This is a genomic window from Flavilitoribacter nigricans DSM 23189 = NBRC 102662 (genome assembly GCF_002646595.1).
GTDB lineage: Bacteria > Bacteroidota > Bacteroidia > Chitinophagales > Saprospiraceae > Flavilitoribacter > Flavilitoribacter nigricans.
The window spans coordinates 39872-62759 of the sequence record NZ_PDUD01000033.1 but is presented as its reverse complement, the minus strand read 5'-3'; the positions used below and the strand labels follow the sequence as shown (position 1 = coordinate 62759).

Annotated in this window: 16 protein-coding genes; 11 read left to right on the top strand and 5 right to left on the bottom strand. The window is 52.7% G+C overall.

The window, feature by feature from the left end:
* Nucleotides 1–23: 23 nt before the first annotated feature.
* Nucleotides 24–2657 (top strand): DNA gyrase/topoisomerase IV subunit A, encoded by a 2634-nt coding sequence (locus CRP01_RS27860; RefSeq protein ID WP_099153344.1) that lies wholly within the window; start codon nt 24–26, stop codon nt 2655–2657.
* A gap of 754 nt (nt 2658–3411) precedes the next feature.
* Here the strand turns inward: CRP01_RS27860 and CRP01_RS27850 are convergent.
* The 4 genes from CRP01_RS27850 to CRP01_RS43215 all read right to left on the bottom strand — a co-directional run bounded on the left by CRP01_RS27850 (nt 3412) and on the right by CRP01_RS43215 (nt 10083).
* The gene (locus tag CRP01_RS27850; RefSeq protein WP_170110566.1) at nt 3412–7833 is read right to left on the bottom strand and encodes a hybrid sensor histidine kinase/response regulator transcription factor; all 4422 of its coding nucleotides are present in this window, start codon (nt 7831–7833) and stop codon (nt 3412–3414) included.
* Between the two features lie 140 nt (nt 7834–7973).
* The gene (locus CRP01_RS27845) at nt 7974–8708 is read right to left on the bottom strand and encodes a class I SAM-dependent methyltransferase (protein ID WP_099153341.1); all 735 of its coding nucleotides are present in this window, start codon (nt 8706–8708) and stop codon (nt 7974–7976) included.
* A gap of 79 nt (nt 8709–8787) precedes the next feature.
* The gene (locus CRP01_RS27840; RefSeq protein WP_099153340.1) at nt 8788–9852 is read right to left on the bottom strand and encodes a Gfo/Idh/MocA family protein; all 1065 of its coding nucleotides are present in this window, start codon (nt 9850–9852) and stop codon (nt 8788–8790) included.
* A gap of 96 nt (nt 9853–9948) precedes the next feature.
* Nucleotides 9949–10083: an ephrin type-A/B receptor gene (locus CRP01_RS43215; RefSeq protein ID WP_143473560.1), complete on the bottom strand. Its 135-nt coding sequence runs from the start codon at nt 10081–10083 to the stop codon at nt 9949–9951.
* A 79-nt stretch (nt 10084–10162) separates the two neighbouring features.
* Between CRP01_RS43215 and CRP01_RS27835 the strand changes: the two genes are divergently transcribed.
* The 7 genes from CRP01_RS27835 to CRP01_RS27805 all read left to right on the top strand — a co-directional run bounded on the left by CRP01_RS27835 (nt 10163) and on the right by CRP01_RS27805 (nt 17153).
* Nucleotides 10163–10777 carry a TetR/AcrR family transcriptional regulator gene (locus CRP01_RS27835; RefSeq protein ID WP_099153339.1) on the top strand — a complete coding sequence of 205 codons (615 nt, stop codon included), beginning with the start codon at nt 10163–10165 and terminating at the stop codon, nt 10775–10777.
* 53 nt (nt 10778–10830) lie between these two features.
* Nucleotides 10831–12102 (top strand): TolC family protein, encoded by a 1272-nt coding sequence (locus tag CRP01_RS27830; RefSeq protein ID WP_099153338.1) that lies wholly within the window; start codon nt 10831–10833, stop codon nt 12100–12102.
* Between the two features lie 44 nt (nt 12103–12146).
* A complete protein-coding gene (locus CRP01_RS27825; protein WP_099153337.1) occupies nt 12147–13070 on the top strand; it encodes an HlyD family secretion protein in 924 nt (307 codons plus the stop codon).
* Nucleotides 13063–13959, top strand: coding sequence for an ABC transporter ATP-binding protein (locus tag CRP01_RS27820; RefSeq protein ID WP_099153336.1), 897 nt, complete (start codon nt 13063–13065; stop codon nt 13957–13959). Before CRP01_RS27825 ends, CRP01_RS27820 begins: the two co-directional genes overlap by 8 nt.
* An 81-nt stretch (nt 13960–14040) precedes the next feature.
* On the top strand, nt 14041–14763 hold the full coding sequence (locus CRP01_RS27815) for an ABC transporter ATP-binding protein (RefSeq protein ID WP_099153335.1): 723 nt from the start codon (nt 14041–14043) through the stop codon (nt 14761–14763).
* 23 nt (nt 14764–14786) lie between these two features.
* On the top strand, nt 14787–15896 hold the full coding sequence (locus CRP01_RS27810) for an ABC transporter permease (RefSeq protein WP_099153334.1): 1110 nt from the start codon (nt 14787–14789) through the stop codon (nt 15894–15896).
* 129 nt (nt 15897–16025) lie between these two features.
* Entirely contained in the window at nt 16026–17153 is a 1128-nt protein-coding gene (locus tag CRP01_RS27805) for an ABC transporter permease (RefSeq protein ID WP_099153333.1), read from the top strand.
* Nucleotides 17154–17297: 144 nt separating this feature from the next.
* Here the strand turns inward: CRP01_RS27805 and CRP01_RS27800 are convergent, their stop codons facing one another.
* Nucleotides 17298–18374 (bottom strand): PLAT/LH2 domain-containing protein, encoded by a 1077-nt coding sequence (locus tag CRP01_RS27800; protein ID WP_099153332.1) that lies wholly within the window; start codon nt 18372–18374, stop codon nt 17298–17300.
* Nucleotides 18375–18681: 307 nt separating this feature from the next.
* Between CRP01_RS27800 and CRP01_RS27795 the strand changes: the two genes are divergently transcribed.
* The 3 genes from CRP01_RS27795 to CRP01_RS27785 are packed head-to-tail and all read left to right on the top strand — an operon-like array spanning nt 18682 to nt 22879.
* Nucleotides 18682–19362: a carboxypeptidase regulatory-like domain-containing protein gene (locus CRP01_RS27795; RefSeq protein ID WP_099153331.1), complete on the top strand. Its 681-nt coding sequence runs from the start codon at nt 18682–18684 to the stop codon at nt 19360–19362.
* Between the two features lie 2 nt (nt 19363–19364).
* Nucleotides 19365–20591 (top strand): hypothetical protein, encoded by a 1227-nt coding sequence (locus tag CRP01_RS27790; protein ID WP_099153330.1) that lies wholly within the window; start codon nt 19365–19367, stop codon nt 20589–20591.
* An 11-nt stretch (nt 20592–20602) separates the two neighbouring features.
* Complete coding sequence (locus CRP01_RS27785) at nt 20603–22879, top strand: ATP-binding protein (RefSeq protein WP_099153329.1); 2277 nt, start codon at nt 20603–20605, stop codon at nt 22877–22879.
* Nucleotides 22880–22888: the final 9 nt, after the last annotated feature.

The window sequence follows — 22888 nt, the reverse complement described above, 5'->3', positions numbered from 1 at the left end:
ACTGACAGCAAGGAAGCACGAGTATGAGTGATAACTTAACCTCCATTCCACCAAACGGCGACGGACAGGATCAGATCATCACCCTCAAGGGGATGTATAAGGACTACTTTCTGGATTATGCCTCCTACGTAATTCTCGAACGGGCGGTGCCCGGTATCGACGACGGTCTGAAGCCGGTACAACGGCGCATACTGCACGCGATGAAGGAGATGGACGACGGGCGCTACCACAAAGTAGCCAATATCATCGGACAGACGATGCAGTACCACCCGCACGGGGATGCCGCCATCGGCGATGCCCTGGTCAATCTGGGTCAGAAGGACCTGATGATCGACCCCCAGGGGAACTGGGGTGATAACCGCACCGGCGACAGCGCGGCGGCCTCCCGGTACATCGAAGCCCGTCTGACCAAGTTTGCGCTGGAAGTGGCCTTCAATAGCCTGACCACCGAATGGCAGCTTTCCTACGACGGCCGGAAACGGGAACCCGTGGCGCTGCCCATGAAATTCCCCATGCTGCTGGCCCAGGGCGCAGACGGTATTGCCGTCGGTCTTTCTACCAAGATACTTCCCCACAACTTTATTGAACTGATCAAAGCCTCCATCAAGATCCTGGAAGACAAAAAGGTGAAGATCTACCCGGATTTCGATACGGGTGGCTTTGTCGATGTCAGCGATTATAATGGCGGCAAACGGGGCGGCCGCGTGAAAGTGCGGGCCCGGATCGACAAGGTAGACAAGAGTACGCTGGCTATCCGCGAACTGCCTTACGCGGAAACGACTACTTCCCTGATCGACAGTATCATCAAGGCCAACGACAAGAAAAAGATCAAGATCAAAAAGGTGATCGACAATACGGCCGCCGATGTTGAAATACTCGTGGAGCTGGCTCCCGACGTTTCACCGGACGTTGCGATCGATGCGCTTTACGCCTTCACCAAATGCGAGGTATCCATTTCGCCGAATGCCTGCGTGATCATTGATGACAAACCGCACTTCTTGACGGTAGAAGAGATCCTGCGGCATTCCACCTTCAACACCAAAAATCTGCTGCGGCAGGAACTCGAGATCCAGAAAGCAGCGCTGGAGGAAAAACTCCATTTTGCGAGTCTGGAAAAAATATTCATCGAGAATCGCATCTACCGGGAGATCGAAGAGTGTGAAACCTGGGAAGCGGTTATCGAGACCATCGACAGGGAACTGAAAAAATACGTGGTCGGCCCCAGCGAAAAGCCGAAACCCAGTGACAAACGACTCCACCTGCTGCGCGACGTTACCGAAGACGATATCGTACGCCTGACGGAGATCAAGATCAAGCGCATCTCCAAGTTCAATTCCTTCAAGGCCGATGAACTGATCGCCAAACTGGAAGAAGAACTTAAGGAGGTGGAACACCACCTCGCTCACCTGACCGATTACGCTATTGCGTATTTCGAACGCCTGCTCGATAAATTCGGTAAGGGTAAAGAGCGGAAGACGGAGATCACTACTTTCGATACGATCCAGCGCGTAGCGGTTGTGGTTAACAATGCCAAACTGTACGTTGATCGCAAGGAAGGGTTTATCGGTACCAGCCTGAAAAAAGATGAGTTTGTAACCGAATGCTCGGATATCGATGACATCATCGTTTTCCTGAAAGACGGTAAGTTCATGGTCACCCGGATCGCCGACAAAACCTTTATCGGCAAGGATATCATGCACGTGGACGTCTGGAAAAAAGGTGACGAACGGACGACTTATAATATGGTCTATCTTGACGGAAAAAGTGGCCGGTCCATGGCCAAAAGGTTCAATGTAAAGGCCATCACCCGCGACCGTCCTTACGATCTCACTAAAGGTACGAAGGGATCCAAAGTGCTCTACTTCAGTGCCAACCCGAATGGTGAAGCAGAGATCATTACCGTAAAACTACGGCAGGGGTCCAAGGCCAAGAAGAAGATCTTTGATTTCGACTTTGGCGAGTTGGGCATCAAAGGTCGTAGTGCTAACGGAAATATACTGACCCGCCATCCGGTACTGAACATCACCCTGAAAGAGGTGGGTAAATCCACCCTGGGCGCTATCAAGATCTGGATGGATGAAGTGAGCGGCCGGCTGAATACGGACGAAAGAGGCATTTACCTCGGCGGTTTTGATACCGGAGACCATATCCTCGCCATTTACAAAAGCGGGGAATACGAACTGATGGAGCTGGACCTGAACAAGAAGTTTGATGCCAAAGAGGTCATGCACATCACAAAATTTGATCCGGAAGCTATCGTCAATGTCGTTTACTACGAAGGTGGTAAAAGCTGGACCATGGTTAAGCGGTTCCAGATCGAGACCAGTACCCTGGATCAGCGATTTGCCTTCCTCACGGATCACCGCAGCACCAAACTGCTCTATGTCTCCACCGAAGAAGTGGACGAACTGATCTATGCCTACCGCACCAAGGAAGGCAAAGTGGAAGAAAGCCTGAATGTTGCCGAATTCATGGATACCAAAGGCTGGAAAGCGCTGGGTAACAAACTGAGCGACTATAAGGTCACCACCGTGAAAGAGATTAAAAAGGAAAAGCCCCAGGCCGAGAAAAGCGGTACGGGGAAAGATAAGCTGCAGGCCGGAGATAGTGTTGATTTCGACATCGAAGACAACGGACAGAAAAAACTGTTTGACTAAGACCGGTAAGGCAAAAAAACAGGCCGGAAAGTGCTCACTTTCCGGCCTTTTAAAATTTAAAACTGAGGTTTAGTAAAGCTAACTGAGGTCTAGCAAAAGCCTGATAACACAAGTTACTTCAGCTTTTGAGTGCAGTGCCAACGTTAGCGGGTTGGCATTGCCCGGATCTAGTTTCACTTCCGAAATACTTCTCTGGAAAAAAGGATCTTCAAAAGCAAGTAGGTCATAGAGAATGCGAGCTAAAATCTCCAAACGTAGTGGCTCCACGTTGATCTTTTGAAATTTCACCTCCATTCTCTATATACGCTACCTGGTGGCTTGTGCCTTTACCGCCGGCATCCGTACGGATGCCTGGGGAGTGACGGAAGGCAGTTCGCACCAATGTGGAAAGCTCTACGTTTTTTGGGGTACGATCAATATGGATCTCAGGTTGAGCTTTTCCAATTTGCAATTGAAACAATACCGGTGTTCAGGTATTTAAATAGGGTTTTAGGTCAAAGGGAGCGCCCTTTTATTCCTTTTTTAACTCTAGGGAAAAGATTTGTAGACGTGAAGTCTTACCGGAGTTTGCAGTAATTTCGAAGTGGATTTAGGCTGTAGCTATATACGTTGTTTATTGTACCCCGTAAAGATCGATCCATTTCACAGAATTATCCTTGTCAATTCGGTGCAAAAAATTGTGAAATGGTTGCATCGCGCCTGCAACCTACCGGGCGCCCTACCCAAACCCCTACATCAACCCGTTAAAAACCAGCTATTTAACGATATCGCTGGGGGGATACCCAAATACCTCCTGAAAAGACTTGGAAAAGTGGGAAAGATCCTTGTATCCGGTAGCATATGCAACCTGGGTGACATTTAGATCGGTCGTTTTTAGTAGGATCCTGGCCTTTTCCAGGCGGTAGGTTCGCAGAAAATCGGACGGAGATATATTGGTAATGGCCTTCATTTTGCGATAAAGCTGGGAGCGGCTCATGCTGATCTCCTCACAAATATCCATCATGGAGAAATTCTCGTCGGCATAATTCAGCTCCACGATCTCCCGGATACGCTCTACGAAAATTTCCTCTTTGGTCATAACCTTTTCCTGGGATTCGCGCTCCCCCGGTGCCTCCACCAGACCGTTTTTAAACTTCTGGGCAAAATGATCCAGGAGTTTTCGCTGCTTGTCCATCATCGCCTCCAGTCGTACCAGCAGTTCCCTTTTGTGGAAAGGTTTGTAGAGATAGGCATCGGCGCCGTATTCCAGTCCTTTGATCTTGGATTCCCGGTCTGCTTTTGCCGTCAGCAGGATGACCGGTATGTGACTGGTGCGCTCGTCGTTTTTCAGGAAGCGGCAGAGATCATAGCCGTTTTTGTCCGGCATCATCACATCGCTGATGATCAGGTCCGGGATGTGCTGCAGCGCTTTCTCGATCCCCATCTGCCCGTTGTTGGCCAGGTCGATCTCGTAGCGGTCAGCCAGACAGCTTACCAGATAGGTCATGGAGTCGTGATTGTCCTCCACGATCAATACCCGCGGCAGGGCTTTCCGGTCCGGTTCGGCGGGATGCCGGATCTCACTGATCTCTTCGATCACCGGAAAACTGGGAGCAATGATCCGGGCCTTTTCCTCGATCTCGGCCGCAGATTCCTGCGCCGGTACGATCAGTTCGGTATTTTCGGAGATCCGGATCGGCAAATGGATCCGGAAAGTGGTCCCCTGGCCCGGGGCACTATTCACATCGATCTTGCCTTCCATCAGATGGACCAGCTCGCGGGTATGCGCCAGCCCGATGCCCGTCCCTTCTCCGCTCCGGGTGCTGGAAGAATCCACCTGATAGAAGCGTTCAAAGATCTGGGAAAGATCCGCTTTATCGATCCCGATCCCCGTATCCGCTACCTCGATGTTCAGATCGGCATTGCTGCGATCAACCCGTACGGTAACGTGACCACCGGAGGAAGTAAACTTTACCGCATTGGAGATGAGATTGGTGAGAATATGCCCAACCTGTTCGGGGTCATAATCCATGATCACCTTTTTCACCTCCGTTTCGAAGTGCAGGGTCACGCCTTTGCTGCGGGCGTAGGCTCTGAAGGAATCCGTATAGTAGTGCAGGTAGGAGACTATATCTCCCCGCTGGAGGTGCAATTGGAAAGAACGATCTTCCAGTTTGGCCAGGTCCAGCAGTTGATTGATGAGCCGCAGCAATTGTTCGCCGTTCCGCTGAATAAGCGGCAGGCCTTCCCGCAAATGCCGGTCGGGATCGCTTTCGATCTGCTCGGACATGCCCAGGATGACGTTCAGCGGCGTACGGAACTCGTGGGTCAGATTGGTATATAACTGACTGCGAAAGATCTCCCGCTTTTTCATGCGGCTCGATTCGGCCTGCTCCCGCAGCAGTTCGTTCCGCAGTAGCCAGCGTCTTTTCCAGAAATAAAACACGGAGTACAAGGCACCCAGGACCAATAGTATGTAAATGGCGAATGCCCACCCACTGGCATACCATACCGGGCGGATGTGAAAAGGATATTCAAAAGCTTCACTCCATTCCTGTGCATCACCTCGGGCCCGGACCTTGAACACATAGTGCCCACTGGACAAATTTCGGTAGTTCACTCTCGGCTCCATCCCGGTATTGCTCCAGGTTTCTTCCAGGCCTTCCATGTAATACTGGTATTCGATCCGGTGCGGACGCCCCCAGTCGATAGCCGAGAAGTGAAAAGTCAGGTGATTAAGATCGTGCGGCAGGTCCATGTACGCGGGGTAGTTGTAATAGGCTACCACCGAATCGAAAGAAGTGGCCAGTGCCTTTTCGAACTTGAGCTTACTGCTGCCCCGGTCGTCGTTCAGTCGCCGAAAATCTACAAACTGCTGATTGACCTCGATGTGGGTGATCATCAGATTTTGCGGCGGCCGGGTCGCCAGTTTGAACTGGGTCAGATCCAGCATGGTTGCCCCTTCCGATCCCCACCAGAGGCGGTTCTGCAGATCCAGACACACACTGTTGGCGTGAAAATCCAGCCGCTTGAGACCGTCCCCTTTATCGAAGATGAAAAAGTCAAAGGTCGGCGGACCACCTTTATTAATGCCGGTCTGGTTTCTACCGTTCGGTTTCAACAGGGTAATACCTTTTTCCGTACTGACCCAGATATTCTTCTCCCGGTCTTCCAGAATAGACCAGATGTAATTGTTACTCAACCCATCCTGGGTAGTATAATCCGCGAACTGCTTCCCCTCCGCCTGCGGGCGATAGAGATTAAGACCGCCGGCCGTACCGATCCAGACCTGTCCGTCGCTATCTTCCAGGAGGGATACGATGTGTTCACTGAGCAATCCGTCCGCTTTGGTGAAGCGTCGCAATTGCCCGCCCTGCGCCGGATCATAAACATTCAGCCCTTCCTCCGTTGCCATCCAGATCTTTCCGGACCGGTCCTCGATCATTTTGTCGACCTTATTGGCCGCCAGTCCGTCCTCGACGGTCAGCCGTAAATTGTTCTGGCCGGGAGTGTCCGGAGCAAAGCGACACATGCCCGAGCCGGTGCCCATCCAGATCATTCCCTTGCTATCCTGCAGCAGGGAAATGATATTCGTGTCCGGCAGCCCCTGTTGGAGGTTATAATTGCTAAAACTGCTACCGTTGAAGCGGGAAAGCCCGCGCTTCGTCCCAAACCACATGTCGCCCGCTCGATCTTCCAGCGCACAGTGCACATCATTACTGATCAGCCCTTCCCGGGTAGTATAATGGACGAACTTATTGTCAAGGTAGCGGCTAAGCCCTTTATCGGTACCCAGCCACAGGGAGCCTTTGCGATCTTCGTGAATGAATACCACGCCGTTGTCGGTCAATCCTTCTTCGGTGGTAAAATGCGCAAATCCGGCTCCCTTGAGTCGGTTGATACCGCCCCCACCGGTACCGAACCAGAGATTGCCTTCCCGGTCCTCCCACAAACAGCGGACCCGGTCATTACTCAGTCCTTCTTCGGTGGTATAGTGGGTCATGGTCCCTTCGTCGTACCTGGATACATACTGGCTCAGGCCTTTGCTGGTACCAAACCAGAGGTTGCCGCGCTGGTCTTCCAGAATAGCGACAACTTCTTCGTCAAATAACCCGCTGCTGTTGTAGTAATGGGTAAAACTAGTACCGTCGTAACGGCTTACCCCGGCGTCCATACCGAACCACAGATCACCGTGGCTGTCTTTGTACATGGACAGGATCTTGTTGCTTTTCAACCCGGCAGTGGTCGTATAATTGGTAAACCCGTTACCGTCATAGCGCGTCAGTCCTTCGAAGGTACCGAACCAGATATAGCCGCGGTCATCTTCCAGCATACAGAGGATGTGATTGTCGATCAGGCCATGTTCGGTCGTGTATCGGGTAAAGGTAGCCGGGTCACTGTTCCGGTCGTAGCGAATTACGCCCTCAGTGGTCCCGAACCACAGATTGCCCTGCCCGTCTTCCAGAATATCACGTACGGTAACGTCGCCAAACCCCTGCTCTGCGGTATAGTGGTAAAAGTAATTGCCATCGTAACGCGTCACGCCCTTGTGGGTACCGAACCAGAGATCACCGCTACTATCTTCCAGGATCGAAATGACCGAATCATCGGTCAGACCGGATTTGCTGGTGAAATGAATAAAGGTATTGCCATCGTACCGACTGACGCCGTAGGAAGTGCCGAACCACAGATTGCCGAAGCGATCCGACATGATGGTCCGGATATAGGAAGAGATCAACCCCTGATCCACATCCAGATACTGAATGTCATAAATGGCCGCGTCTTTCATCCGCGGGGGAAGGGCCGTGACGGGTTCGGTAAGCCGGACCGGCTCTATGTGCACACCCGCAGTTTTGGATTTAGCCTCCGGCATTCCATTTTTTCCGGGGGTAAGGGTAACGAGGGCTTCGGTCTTCTGTGATTCGGTTTTACTGCGTACCGGATACCGGTTAACGCGGGCCCGCACATTGCGGGGATTATTTTGCAGGGGAATTTCGCGGGGTTGCTGGGCCCGCTCCGCCTGGAAGGTTTTCGTACTTACGGCAATAGCTCGCGCCTTCGGAGCCTCTTCCGGCGTTTCCACTGCATCGGTAGCGCTGGAAACGAAAGTCGCCGAATCTTCGTCAGCGTGCTTTTTTTCCGAACAGGATGAACAAACCATACAGAGGAACAGAAAGATCGAAAAGCTGAGGCGCATACTCCCATTTAGTTTTTTACAGGAAATATGGATGGGGGCAACCATTCAAAAATGAAGGAGTGCAACCTATACCATTGAGAATCTGGCTAATAAAGATACGAAATGCTCGGGAAAGATGGAAGGGCCCTATTTTTAAATTTTCACTTTCTCCCAATGCGCAGCAGGATCTCAAACCGGATACCCCGGTGGTCCGCTCCAGCCCATGCTTTTTCCAGTTCGGCGCGGATCAGCGCTACCGGATCTGTTTTCCGCTGCCGCAGGTAATGCTGCACCGACGACCAGGTAGAGAGATATCCCAAAAGTTCATCCCAGGTCCAGCGGTATTCCATGAAAAGTACGGGTGCAGGAATAGGCTCGAGCGGAAAGGGAATGCGCGCATAACCGTCATCAATATGCCGGCGTTCCTCATCCCAGTACGGGCCGATGATCTCCTGGTAAAAATGATCGATCACCTCATTGATCGCCGGAGTGGACCGGAACAGGCGGTAACCAAATTCAGCCAGTACTCCGCCGGTTTTCAACACCTCTTGCACTTTGGGATAAAACCGATCGTGATCGAACCAGTGGATGGCCTGCCCTACCGTGATCAGATCAAAGTGATCTGCCGGAAAATCAGCTGTCTCAGCCGCCTGACAACTGTAGTGGATATTCGGCTTCCGAACCGCCCGCTCCAGCTGTTGGGCGCTGATATCCGTAGCCTCCACGTCGCCGAAGCGGGTGGCCAGTGCAGCTGCTACCTGCCCGTTGCCCGTACCGCAGTCCCAGGCCCGGTCGAAATGGGTGAGCTGTCCGAAAATAAACTGATAGAGTTCGGGAGGGTAAACCGGCCGGAATTTGGCGTAAGCGCCGGATTGACGGGAAAAGTTATCCTTCATGGGGCGGGAATTTTGGGGCGGGTGGTCCGGCGGCAGCACAGACCACCCGCTCTTGAATTGGGCAGTGCCGATCGGGCGCTTACAGTTCGACCGTTTTACCCGTTTTGAAAGATTCATCCGCAGCCAGTACGATGCGCAGGCTGTTTACGGCATCTTCCATATGACTGGTCAGGTCGACGTCTTCCCGGATGGCCCGCAGCAGGTATTCCTGTTCGAGCAGACACAGTCCGTCGTGATCCGGCTCGTCCGAAGTGTCGATCAGTTCATCTTTTTTGGCGAATTCTCCGTCACTTCCCAGTTCGCTGTGGTGCAGCAGAAGTGTTCCGGTCTTGGTGTGGCTGTCAATATCATCGGAAGCTTTGTCTCTTTCCACGATGCTTACGCAGCCTTTCGGGCCCACCACGTCCTTGATGAAAAAGGCCGTTTCGCTCATCATCGGTCCCCAGCCGGCTTCGTACCAGCCCACCGAACCGTCCGCAAAAGTCACCTGCAGGCAACCGTAATTGTACATATCCGACGCCACCTCATCGGTCAGGCGCGCTCCGATGGCGCTTACGCGGATCGGCCGGGATTCGGTCATTTGGCACATCACATCCACGTAGTGTACACCGCAGTCTACGATGGGAGACATCGTTTTCATCAACTGCTTGTGGGTTCCCCAGGTTTTCCCGCTACTCTGCTGGTTGAGGTTCATCCGCATGACCAGGGGTTTACCCAGTGTTTGGGCCTTACCGATGAAGGCTTTCCAGGCGGGATGTACCCGCAGGATATAGCCGATCACCAGCTTGCGGTTGGCCGCTTTGGCGGCACTGACAATTTCTTCGCATTCTTCCACCGTGTTCGCTAACGGTTTTTCTACAAAAACATGCGCGCCGGCTTTCAGAGCAGCCTTGGCATACTCGGCGTGGGTCTCTGGATAAGTGTTGATGGAGACGACATCCGGCTGGGTAGCCGCCAGTGCTTCGTGGTAATCGCCGAAGGTGGGATACCCACCCAGCTCCTGGGAAAGGCGCTCCCGGCTGGCTTCCCCACGGCTTACCAGACCTACAATTTCAAAATCGGCTAACTGGTGGTAAGCCCGGGCGTGGGAGGTCCCCATATTACCGCAACCGGCTACTAATACGCGAAGAGGAGAATTAGACATATCGTTAATTTCAGGAATGAGCAATGAGGAACGTTGGATAAGAAGGTAGTGGGTAGGGTGTTGCAGATTATCGCTTTGCGCCTCGTGCCTTGCTTCTTATTCTTCATTCCAAAGAATTTGCGCGCCAATATCGGAAAAAAAATAGGCCGAATAAAATCCGGCCCGGGTGAGTGCTGCAAAAGAGCGAGTTTTCTTATGGTATGAACGGCAGGCCCGAAAGGGTGATTTCATTTTTTTTGATTTTAACACTTGCATCTTTCCGGGAAACCCCCTACTTTTGTTTTAACCATTTAGTTAAACCATTTGACCAATGCCAAAAGACCAATCTACGGAAGACCGGATCAAGGACGCTGCCAAGTCGATATTCGTGCAAAAAGGATACGCCGGAGCCCGGATGCAGGAGATTGCCGAAGAAGCCGGGGGCATCAATAAGGCTTTGCTGCACTACTACTTCCGTTCCAAGGATCAGCTATTCGAAAAGATCTTTGAAGAGGTGTTTCAGGAGATCATGCCCAAATTGAACGCCGTGCTCAACCTGGAGGGAAGTGTGCTGGAAAAAATCGACGCCTTCGTAGATGAATACATTTCCAACATCAGGCGACACCCACATATACCGCTCTTTGTCATCCACGAACTGAGTCAGAATCCGGATCGCTTTGTGCAAAAGGTCACCGCCAATCCGGGGTTGCCCAATGTTGCCAGACTGATGATGGAGATCATGGAAGCCATGGAAAGAAAGGAGATCAGGACCTTTGTGCCCATGCACCTCTTCATGAATATTCTCTCCATGTGCGTTTTCCCGTTCGTTGCCAGACCGATCATCCAATCCGTTACCCAGATGGACGACCTTAACTGGGACCAGATGATGGACGACCGGGCCGAAATGATCAAACGATTTATCCATGCCGCTTTGGAGGTCGAATAAATTGTAAAATTTTTTACCCCTGAGTTAACCAGTTAGTTAAACCATTCGATAAAATGAAAAATATCACACGGATCATCTTCATCGGATTAGCCCTGATTCCGGTACTGCTCAGCGCACAATCCCTTACGCTTGAGGAATGTCAGTCGCTGGCCCGGACCAATTATCCCCTACTCGAACAAGGAGAGATCGACGAGGCCATTACCCGCCTGCAACTGGAAAAGCTGGACCTCGGCCGACGTCCCCAGATCAGCTGGAACGCCCAGGCTACCTATCAGTCGGAAAGTGTAGAGGTACCTTTCAGCCTGCCCAACGGCGAAAGGATCAGCCAACCTAAGCTGAACGGGCAAACCACCCTGGAGGCCAGCTACACCCTCTACGATGGTGGACGGATTGAAGCCGCAAAGCAGATCGAGCTGGCCCAACTGGGAGTCAAAAAGCAATCCCTGGAAGTTGAAGTGGCGCAACTAAAACAGCGGGTGAACCAACTGTTCTTCGGTATCCTGCTCGGCCGGTCCCAGGACAGCATTTTACTCCAGACGCGGGCCGACCTCGAAGTCCGGCTCAACCAATTACAGGCCGGGCAGCGTGAAGGCGTTGTACTACCCAGCGAGGTCACCAAGCTGCAGGTAGAGCTGCTCCGTCTGGACAGCAAACGGAAGGAACTGGCGGCCGGCATCGACCGGCAAATGGCCAGCCTGAGCTATTTCATCGGCCGTCTGCTGGATGGCCGCACCAGCCTAATCGTGCCCGATCTGCCGGGAACCATCATTCCCGCCGCGGCCGAACGGCCGGAATTGACCTTATTCCAGCAACAAAAATTACAGGTATTCAGTCAGCAGGCCATACTGGATGCGCAGCGGCGACCGCAATTGAGCGCATTCGTCCGGGCCGGAGCCGGCTACGCCAACCCCCTGAACTTTTTTGATACCGATCTTAGTCCGTTCGCTCTGGCCGGTGTTCAGTTTCGCTGGAATATCGTCGACTGGGGGAAAAAGGAAAAAGATCATCAATTGCTCGAATTACAAGCTAAAAGGATCGATACCCAAAAAGCTACCTACCTGCATAACCTTGATGTGTTGGATGGCCAGTATATCGCCGATGAAAACAAGCTACAACAACTTATTGAACAGGGCGAGGCCATCCAACTTTTGCAGGAAGAACTACTGGAGCAAACTGCTTCCCAACTGGAGCACGGCGTGGCCACCACCAATGACTACCTGATCCAGTCCAATGCGATTACCCAGACTAAAATGAACCAGGAACTGTATCAGCTGCAACTGCTGCAACTCAAGATCGATTACCTCACCCAAAAAGGGCTGCTGTAAACCACCACTGATCAGACCTTTAACCAGAATACAATAATCAACCAATGAAAAATATACCCATCCTATTGATCCTGCTCAGCTTCGTAGCCTGCCAGCCGGAAGCAGAAAGAGCCGATGCCTACGGAAATTTCGAGGCCGATCCCACCATCATCGGAGCGGAAGCCAACGGCCGGCTGCTCTACCTGAACGTGGAAGAAGGCGAGCCACTGGCGGCCGGTAGGCTGGTCGGATTGATCGATACCACCCAACTGCATCTCCAAAAGTTACAGATCAAGGCAACCATTGCGGCCCTGGCCGCCAAAACCCGCAGTCCGCTCCCGGAGATCGAGGTGCTCCGTGAGCAAACCCGGAGTCTGGAAAGGGAAAAAGCGCGGGTGGAAGCCCTGCTGGCCGATAAGGCCGCTACGCCCAAGCAACTGGATGATATCCAGGCCCAGATCGATGTGGTGGCCAAGCAGATCGAATCCGCCCGCCAACGGGTAAACGATGCCAACCGAGGCATTCTGAGCGAAGCCGATCCGCTGTACGCCCAACTGGCGGTACTCGACGAACAGATGCGCAAGTGCTATATCTACAATCCGATCGGCGGGACGGTGCTGACCAAGATGGCCAAAGGCAATGAAATGGCCCATTTCGGCACGGCGCTGTACCGGATCGCCTCGCTCGATACGGTCACGCTGCGGGCCTATTTCAGTGGTAACCAGCTCAGCAATATCCAGCTTGGGCAGGAAGTAGAGGTCCTGATCGACCAGCCGGGAGAGGCTCCGATGCGGAGCTACCGGGGAACGATCGAATGGATCGCCAGCGAAGCAGAATTCACGCCCAAAACCATCCAGACCCGGGAAGAACGCGTCAACCTGGTCTACGCGGCCAAAGTCGATGTTCCCAATACTGACGGCATGTTGAAGATCGGTATGCCCGGAGAAGTCTGGCTGGCGTCCAAACCAATCGTCAGCAGCCATGAATAGCATACAAGTCAACGGGATCAGTAAGGCCTACGGAAAGGTGCAGGCTGTGCAGGATATTCATCTGGACATCCAAAGCGGTGAACTGTTCGGCCTGATCGGTCCGGACGGAGCCGGAAAAACCACTCTCTTCCGCATCCTGGCCACTTTGCTGCTTGCGGATGCCGGTGACGCAACGGTGGCCGGTTGGGACGTCGTACGTGACTTCCGGCAGATCCGCCGGCACCTGGGCTATATGCCCGGCCGGTTTTCGCTGTACCAGGATCTGACCGTGGAGGAAAACCTCAGGTTTTTCGCCACCATCTTTGGGACCTCCATCGAAGAGAATTACGACCTCATCAAGGATATCTACCAGCAGATCGAGCCGTTTCGCAAACGGCGGGCCGGACAGCTTTCCGGCGGTATGAAGCAAAAACTGGCCTTATCCTGCGCGCTGATCCACGCTCCCCGGGTGCTGTTTCTCGACGAACCGACCACCGGCGTGGATGCCGTCAGCCGGCAGGAATTCTGGGAGATGCTCCAACGGCTCAAGGCCAAGAACATCACCATTCTGGTCTCTACCCCCTATATGGATGAAGCCCAGCTTTGTGATCGGATCGGCCTCATCCGCCAGGGTCGGATCCTGTCCGTTGCGCCGCCCGATGAACTGACGGCCGCCTATCCGCACCCGTTGTTTGAGGTGGGGGCCCAAAATCGCTATCAACTGCTGCAGGATCTGCGGGAATATTCCCCTACCCGATCGGTTTTCCCTTTCGGAGAATTCCTGCACCTCAGTACCCGGCATCCGGTCGACCCGATGGATATCCGGGAATTTCTGGCCGCACGGCAACACCGCGAAGTGGTGGTCCGCCCAACGGAGGCCACCGTTGAAGACTGTTTTATGAACCTGTAGGCCTACGGCCCCAAATAGACCGGATAAGCCCTAAAAAGCAGGGATGCACCCAGCGGCATTCCCAATCCAATACCATCAACCATGGAATACGTCATACAGGCCGATCAACTGACCAAAAAATTCGGCAGTTTCACCGCCGTCAATGCGATCAGTTTTTCGGTAAAAAAAGGAGAGATCTTCGGTTTTCTGGGTGCCAACGGTGCCGGGAAAACCACCGCCATGCGGATGCTTACCGGCCTTTCCCAACCCACAGCGGGGCAAGCTTCCGTAGCCGGTTACGATGTGCGCACCCAGCCTGAGCAGATCAAAAGGCACATCGGCTACATGAGTCAGAAATTCTCGCTGTACGAGGATCTTACCGTCGGGGAAAACATCTGGTTTTTCGGCAATATCTACGGTTTGTCCCGCTCCGTGATCAAATCCAAAACGGAGCAACTCCTGCAGGAACTGCAGATCGGATCCGTAAAAAAACAGTTGGTAGCCAGCCTTCCGCTGGGCTGGAAACAACGCCTGGCCTTTGCACTGGCCTCCTTCCACAATCCGGAGATCGTTTTCCTCGATGAACCTACCGGAGGGGTCGACCCGATCACCCGCCGGGAATTCTGGGAAATGATCTACGCCGCCGCCGACCGGGGAACGACCATCTTCGTGACCACCCACTATATGGACGAAGCTGAATACTGTGACCGGGTTTCCATTATGGTGGATGGTAACATCGCCGCGCTGGATACGCCCTCCGGTTTGAAAGATTCATTTGAGGCGAGATCGATGGATGAAGTTTTTGTCAAACTGGCCAGAGGATAAAGTCCCGCCCAAAACCAAGAGCTATGAAATCGTTTTTTGCATTCGTACGAAAAGAGTTCTACCACATCCTGCGGGATCGCCGTACCCTGCTCATCCTGTTCGGGATGCCGGTGGTGCAGATCATTCTGTTCGGCTACGCGGTAACGAATGAATTCAAGGGTGCCGACATCGGCGTATGGGACCAGTCAAAAGATGCGCTGAGCACCGAACTGATCACCCGGCTCGAAGCCAGCGGGCATTTTTCCCTGGCGTATACCTACCAGAGTCGCGATCAGGTGGAGCGGGCTTTTCAGGACGCCGAGATCAAAATGGCTGTGATCATTCCGGCGGACTTCGGAGCTACTTACTACAGCGGCCGCACGGCCGACATCCAGCTGATCACGGACGGCACCAACCCCAATACGGCGAATACGCTGGTCAACTACGCCAGTGCCATCGTTCAGGGTTTTCAAAGAGAACAGACTGATAACCGGCCCCTACCCTTTCAGATCAGCGTCGATTCCCGCATGGTCTACAATCCCGAATTGCTGAGTGTGTTCATGTTCGTACCGGGCGTTATGACCCTGATCCTGATGCTGGTCTCTGCCATGATGACCTCCCTGACCATCGCCCGGGAGAAAGAACTTGGCACCATGGAACTTCTCCTGGTATCGCCGCTTTCGCCCATGACCATTATCCTGGGCAAGGTAACGCCGTATATCCTGCTGTCTTTGATCAATACCGTGATCATTCTCGCGGTGAGTTATTTCGTTTTTAAGGTTCCGATCGTAGGCAGTTTGTGGCTGTTGCTGGGGCTCTCGCTGGTCTTTATCCTGATGGCGCTGGCCCTGGGTATCCTGATCTCTACCCGCACCACTACGCAACAGTCCGCCATGATGATCTCCCTGATCATGCTCATGATGCCGACCATGCTGCTGTCGGGTTTCATTTTCCCGATTGAGAGCATGCCGGTCATTCTGCAGTATTTGAGTAACATTATCCCGGCCAAATATTTCATCATCATGCTGAAGGACGTCATGCTGAAAGGCAGCGCGCTGACCTTTATCTGGAATGAAATGGTCGTTTTGCTCGGTATGACGGTGTTCTTTTTGCTGCTGAGCTGGAAGAATTTTAGTATTCGACTGGGGGGGTGAGTTTGTGAGGGGGAGATTGGGTGAAGGGGAGACTTGGTGACTTGGTGAGGGGGGGATTGGATTTTAGCTAATTCAATTTTTAGGTCGAAAGCAAAAGCTTGAATTTTCAAAGTTTAAAATTATCAGCAAATGCGTACTATACTCGTTCTGATCCGGAAAGAATTGTTGCAGGTGTTCCGCAATAAGGCCATGCTGCCGCTGCTGACCGTTGTGCCGGTGGTACAGTTGATCGTGCTGTCCTTTGCGGCGAGTAATGAGGTGAAAGACCTCAAAGTAGCCATTTACGATCAGGACCATTCCACGTATTCCCGGCGGCTGACCCAAAAATTCGCGGCTTCTACCTATTTCCTGCTCAGCGGGGCACCGCAAAACCTGCAGGACGCAGAATTGCTGCTGCAGAAGGATGAAGCCGACATCGTGCTGCTGATCCCCGCCGGCATGGAGCGCGACCTTTACCGGCTGCAGCGGGCCGATATGCAATTGCTGGTGAACGCCGTGAACGGCTCCAAAGGCGGTATTGCCAACGGCTACGCCAACCGGGTGATCCAGGATTTCAACCGGGAAGTACGGGCGGAGATCGCCCCACAGATTCTGGCCATGACCGCCGGCCAGGGACGCATTGAAGTCAATTTTCAGCACTGGTACAACCCCCTGCTCGATTACCGGACTTTCATGGTACCCGGCATCCTCGGCACGCTGGTCACCATCCTGATCCTGGTCCTGACCGCGATGAACGTCGTCCGGGAACGGGAGATCGGCACCATCGAGCAACTGAACGTGACCCCCATTCGGAAATACCAGCTAATCCTCGGGAAACTCCTGCCCTTTCTGCTGATCGGACTGTTCGACCTGGCCATCGGCCTGATAGCGGGCAAACTGATCTTCAACATCCCGATTATCGGCAGTATCTGGCTCATTTTCGGATTTTGTGTCCTCAATCTGCTCGCCGTACTGGCCATCGGAATGCTGATCTCCACCATGGCCGACACCCAGCAGCAGGCCATGTTCATCGCCTGGTTCTTTATGATGATCTTCATTCTGATGGGTGGCCTCTTCACCCCGATCGACAGTATGCCACAGTGGGCGCAGTATCTGACCTACCCCAATCCCATCGCTCATTTTGTGGAGGTCATGCGGCAGGTCATGCTCAAAGGCAGCACTTTTGCGGATGTCCAGGAACACTTCGTGGCGATGGCCATCGTTAGCCTGTTCTTCGGAACGCTGGCCGTCTGGACCTACCGAAAAACAGGAGCCTGACACCCCTGACACCTCCCCCCTCTCTCCTGACACCTGACACCTGCCCCCTCACACCTGTCCAAAAAAAACACCCCGGCAACCAAAAAGGCCACCGGGACGAACTGCCAGTCATTTAGCTATGGGATTTCAGGTATCTAATCGGTATTACGGGCGAATGGTGATATCACCGGCCGAGGTCACCCGCAGGCTCGGGCAGTACGGCACTCCTGAGCTACCGAAATTGATCGCATAGAGTTTCATTTTGGCAAAATCCGATTTAAAGATCCGGATCAGCCTTGTAATGAGCGGTACGTTCACCTGGGCCTTGACGTTCTGAGCGCGCAGATTCAATTGTTTGTTATCACAGGAAACTACCAGATCAAAATCAACGTCCGTTTCCAGGTCGATGGTCGTATCGTAGACCAGATCCAGGTCAAAATGCAGTTTGTTGCCACCGGCCGGCTTGGCTTCCACGTAGGCACGGCCGTATTTTTTACCGAATTCCAGTTTTCTCATATCGGGTTCGGCGTTCATCATGTGCCCTACGTAGGACTCCACGATCGCTTCCAGCGTGGCCCGGCGAATGATGCTCGGCGGCAACCAGATCGCCCTATTGGCGGAAGTGTATTTCCAAGCGGGGTATCTTCTCATTTCGGAGCCGGAAATGTACAAACTGGGCGTTTTCCCGGAACCCCGGTCCAGCCATTTGCCCGAACTGATGGATTTTCTAAAAATGGGAGCACTGACGCCGTTTACCAGGAGTTCGATCCGGTCCACACACCAGCCGTCGCTGCCTTTGATCGTCAGTTTAAGCATTTTGATATCGGAAATGGTCCGGATGTTGGGATCAACGATCTCGTAGGTATTCACTTTGTTACGTTCGCGATCGTCCCCGGCGCGATCCAGATAGTACAGGCTGCTCGCAGCACTGGTAAGCTGGGTATACACTTCGTCATCGGTACCGGCATTCTCTTTATTGGCGGTATGCACCCGCAACTGGAGTCTCCATACCGGCATATTTTCAAACGCCGGACGGTATTTCTCGGGCAGGTTATAACGATCCGGGAAATTGGTGGCCGGTCCCTGTTTCTGCTTCGCCTGAAAGGTAGTTTGTACGGCATTATTGCTTAGGAAGCGGTTTGCGGGCTGCGCCTTGGCCATGGTGCCGATCAGGAAACACGCCAATAGGGCCATAGTAAGCTGAAGCTGGATCTTCGTAAAGCGGATCTTCGTAATTTTCATGGTGTTTAGGTTTATAAGTTAGTCAATAGGATTTTTCAATTACTGATACTACAAAGGTGCCCGAAATACCCAGACCGAACATCCACCCTTTTGGGGGTTAGAGCAATATCCTCATTTATGGGGAGGCTATGCGGCCGGTTTCCACTTTAGTTATTATTGCAAATCCTTGTGCTATTCTCTCATATCGGCTTTTTGGTGCCCCGGGAACTTTCTTTGTCCCTTTTTTTTTCTAATTTCCATCAACAAGAATGTATGACCGCTTTACTACCGGATCTACACTGGACCCAATCATCTAAAACAAACTAACATGAGATCATTAATTTTAATCGGCGCCGCCCTTCTTTTCCTGGCGTTTGCCCTTTCTCCGTTCCACTACGACGTCAATGTGGTGGAAGGCACCGTAGTGTCAATGGATTGCCCCGAGGTATGGTCCAAAGGGAAAGGATACAATAAGGATGGTACCGAGATTATGCATTCGGCTGACCCGATGGCTACCCCGGACCGGAATGTGATCATCAGTTTTCATCCACTGGATTTTGAACCGGAGCTTAAACCGACCGAAGACGCGTACGTCACCCAGACCGAGCAAACCTTCCTGCCGCTCATTCTGCCCGTAGTGGTCGGCTCCAAAGTGCATTTTCTCAACGAGGACGAATTCTTCCACAATGTGCAGTCCCATACGCCGGGCTCGCGCTTTAACATCGGCCGCCGGGCCCCCAACGTACCGTACAGCATCAAGATCAAAAAGCAGGGCGTGATCAATCTCATGTGCGACATACACTCCCACATGAGCGCGAAGATCCTTTCCTTCGATACCCCCTATTTCTGCCGGGTCGGTAAAGACGGGACCTTTTCAATGAAAAACCTTCCGGACGGCCGCTACCGGGTCGAGGTATTCCACCCCAGTTGCGACGACGAAGTATCCGAAATTGAGGTACGGGGTGGTCAGGTCTTCAAAATGGATTTCAAATTAAATAAACGCCCCTAAGCATGCGATCAAGACTACCTCTTCTTTCGGGCCGGAAATCGCTACTGCTTTTCGGCTGCCTGTTCTTTTTATTGGGTCTGTTGCCCGCTCAGACCGTGTTCCAGTTCAATGCCCTGGGCGATCTCGAATTTTCCCGGGCGGGTGATAAATCCCATTACTACTACAATGAGATCGACGCCGAGCATACCGAAGCCCGGCTGGGTATCAGTCAGCTCAACCTGCTGGGCAAGATGGATATCGGACAGACCTGGTCCTTCAATGCGCGTTTGTCCCTGGAACGCGACCTGGGCCGCAAACTGGACAAATTCAGTGTGCCCCAGCTGTATGTGCAGTGGGTGTCGGACAAACGCAAATTCGGCCTGACGGCGGGCAGGTTCGTCAACCCTTTCGGTTCGTTCAATGAAAAGCAGTTATCGACCGACCGCAATTTTATCGGGTTACCGCTGGCCTACTCTTATTACGTGAATATTTCCGAACGGATCGGCTTTTTACCCAACATGGGAGACGTGGAGAAGATCAAGATCGGCGAACAGGTGCAGTGGGGCAGCGCGAACCTTTATTACGGCGGATACGCTACCGGAGCCATGTTTAGTTGGAATATTAAGCCCGCTGTCGTAAATTGGAAAATCGCGGTCGTCAACGGCGCGGCTAATGCCAAAACGAACCTGACCGATCCCTGGCAGATCGGACTGGTCTCCCGGCTTCAGCTTCGTCCCGTATACTTCTGGGAACAGGGTATTTCCTTCAGCCGCGGCGCGTTTATGCAATCTGCGGTCCTGAATGAGCAACTCTCTGATCTGAGCGCTTACACCCAAACGGTGATCGGAACGGATTTCAAGCTGGGTAGCGGTTTTTTCGAATTATCCGGAGAACTCATGCGGGTCTCCTATACCGTACCCGAATTCGATAAAGATGCCAACGGATTTGATCCCGGGCAGGCGGCCCGCCAGTTGAATAACCTGGCGGTCTATCTCGATCTTAAATACGAGCCGCCGGTCTTGCCCGGAAGCTACATCGCCTACCGGATCGACCATCTGAATTTCAGTCGGGCGTCCGGCTATCAGGACCTGGAATGGGACAACGATGTATTGCGGCATTCTCTGGCCATCGGTTATGATATTACTTCGTTCCTGCTGGTGAGGGCGGCGGTTTCCACCCAGCACGTCGACCGGAAAAGCTGGGATAACCGGCAGCGCACTTTTCGATTGGCACTAACGGCACATTACTAAAAAGATATGATTTGACTAACAGGTGGCTCGTTTACGGTTTGGGGATTTTTCTGGCGTTTATCGGCCGTATCCACGGTCAGACTAATCTGCTCATTCTGGAAGATAGCCCGGCCGCCTTTCGGGTCATTGAGGAAGCTCTGGAAAAAAGAGACTTCGATACTACATTTGAACGCTGTAACGAGATCCTGGAAAAATCCAGAGATCCGAAGACCAGGGGCATTGCCGTCTTTTACAAAACTGCGGCCAGGTGGTTGATCGCGGAAGAGACCGGTAATTATCCTTCTTTTCAGGAAGCAATTGAGGAGTTTGAGCTGGCCGAATACGAGCCGGGCCTCGCCATGGCTTACTTCATGGAAGGGGAATACTTCTACTTTGAGCAGGAGTTTGACCAGGCCGATTCGCTGTACGATCTATTCATTCCGCTGGCCCGCAGCAGTAATTTTTACCGGCCGCTGAGTACCGCTTACCAGAAGAAAGCGGATATGCTCAATTTCCGGCAACAGACCGACAGTGCCATCGTCAACCTGAAGTCGGCCCTGCACTACGCCCGGCAGGACGGCAACGAAAGCGAGACCAAAGAGATCATCAATCAGATCGCTACCAGCCACCATGCGCTCGGCCAACTGGATTCCGCGATCCAGTATTTTAACCAGCTGCTGGAGATCAAACTGGCCATGTCGGATACGGAGGGACTGCTAAGTGATTACATCGCACTGGGTAAACTGTACCGCGAACGCGGCGATTACGAAAATGCGCAGCAACACCTGATGTCTGCGCTCCAGCTTTCCGAAACCGAACGGGACACCTTTTCCATCATCACCGTTTATTCCGAGATCGGCGACATCCACGCGGCCCAGAGTCTGTGGGTAACCGCCGAGAATTACTACCAACAGGCACTGAATCTGGCCCACCTGAAGGACCGGAAATTTGCCGAGGCCAACTGTTATAAAAAACTGGGAGATTTCTTTTTGCTTCAGAATAAAAAAGAGAACGCCATTAGTAACTACGAAGCGGCGCTGGCCATTTACCAGGAACTGAACAACAAGACCAACACCGCGGATCTACTGATCCGGCTGAGTCAGGTATACGAGGAAGGACAGGATTTTAACCAGGCGCGGGAACTGCTCCTAGAAGCGCTGGATATTCGCAAGCATTCCCGGGATCCGCTGAGTTCGCTCTCGATCAAACAGGCGCTGGCCGGACTGGAGATTGAGCAGGGCAATCTGAGCCGGGGGATCGCTTACGCGGAAGAATGCTACGAGGCGTTTTCCATCATGGACGATAAAAAGCATCTGCAGGAGATCTGTGAACTGCTGGCCGGAGCTTACGGCCGGGCCGGCGATTACCGGCAGGCACTGGCGTTTAGTCAGGAGTTCAATCAGCTCCAAGACAGCCTTACCTCCATCGACCGTACCCGGGTGATCAAGGAACTCGACGCCCGCTTCAATATCGAAAAAAAGGATAAGGAGATCGCCCAACAGAACGAAAGGATCAATGCCCAGCAACTGGCCATTCTCAAAAAAAACAATCAATTGCTGATGCTGGCGGCCGGACTGGCCCTGCTGGCCCTGCTCGCGCTCCTGCTGTTCTTTATTTACTGGAAAAACAAGCAGCTCAACCAACAGCGGATCGCGATCCTCGAAAAGGAAAAAGAGACCCAGCGGCTGAAAGCCATTATCGAAGGAGAAGAGAAAGAGCGCAAGCGTTTTGCCCAGGAACTTCACGACGGTCTGGGCGCCATTCTCGCAACGGTAAAAATGCAGATCAACGGCATCAAAAGGAAACTGCCGGAAGCGGAGAAGCTCCAGACCTACCAGAAAGCGGAGTCGCTCATCGATACGGCCTGTACTACCGTACGGGAGATCTCCCACAACCTGACGCCCTACGTACTGGAACAGCAGGGTCTGTTCTTTGCGATCGAGGATATGTGCCGCAATCTGTCTCTGAACCACAACGCGGAATTCCATTTCATGTCCTTCGGCTCCGACGAAGCCCTGCCCGACATCCTGAAGATCACCCTGCTGAGGATCACCCAGGAGATGCTGAAAAATATCGTCAACCACGCCGATGCCCGCGAAGTGATCGTACAGTTGACGGTGGAAGATGATGAAGTCATTCTCGTGGTTGAGGACGACGGCAAAGGTTTTGATATCGCGAAAACGAAAAAAGGCATCGGTCTGGATAACATTCAGTCCAGAATAAATTATTTGCAAGGCACACTAGACGTGGATTCGACCATAGGCAGCGGCAGTACCTTCACGGTGCAGCTACCGCTACCGGAACAATAAATCTTTTCA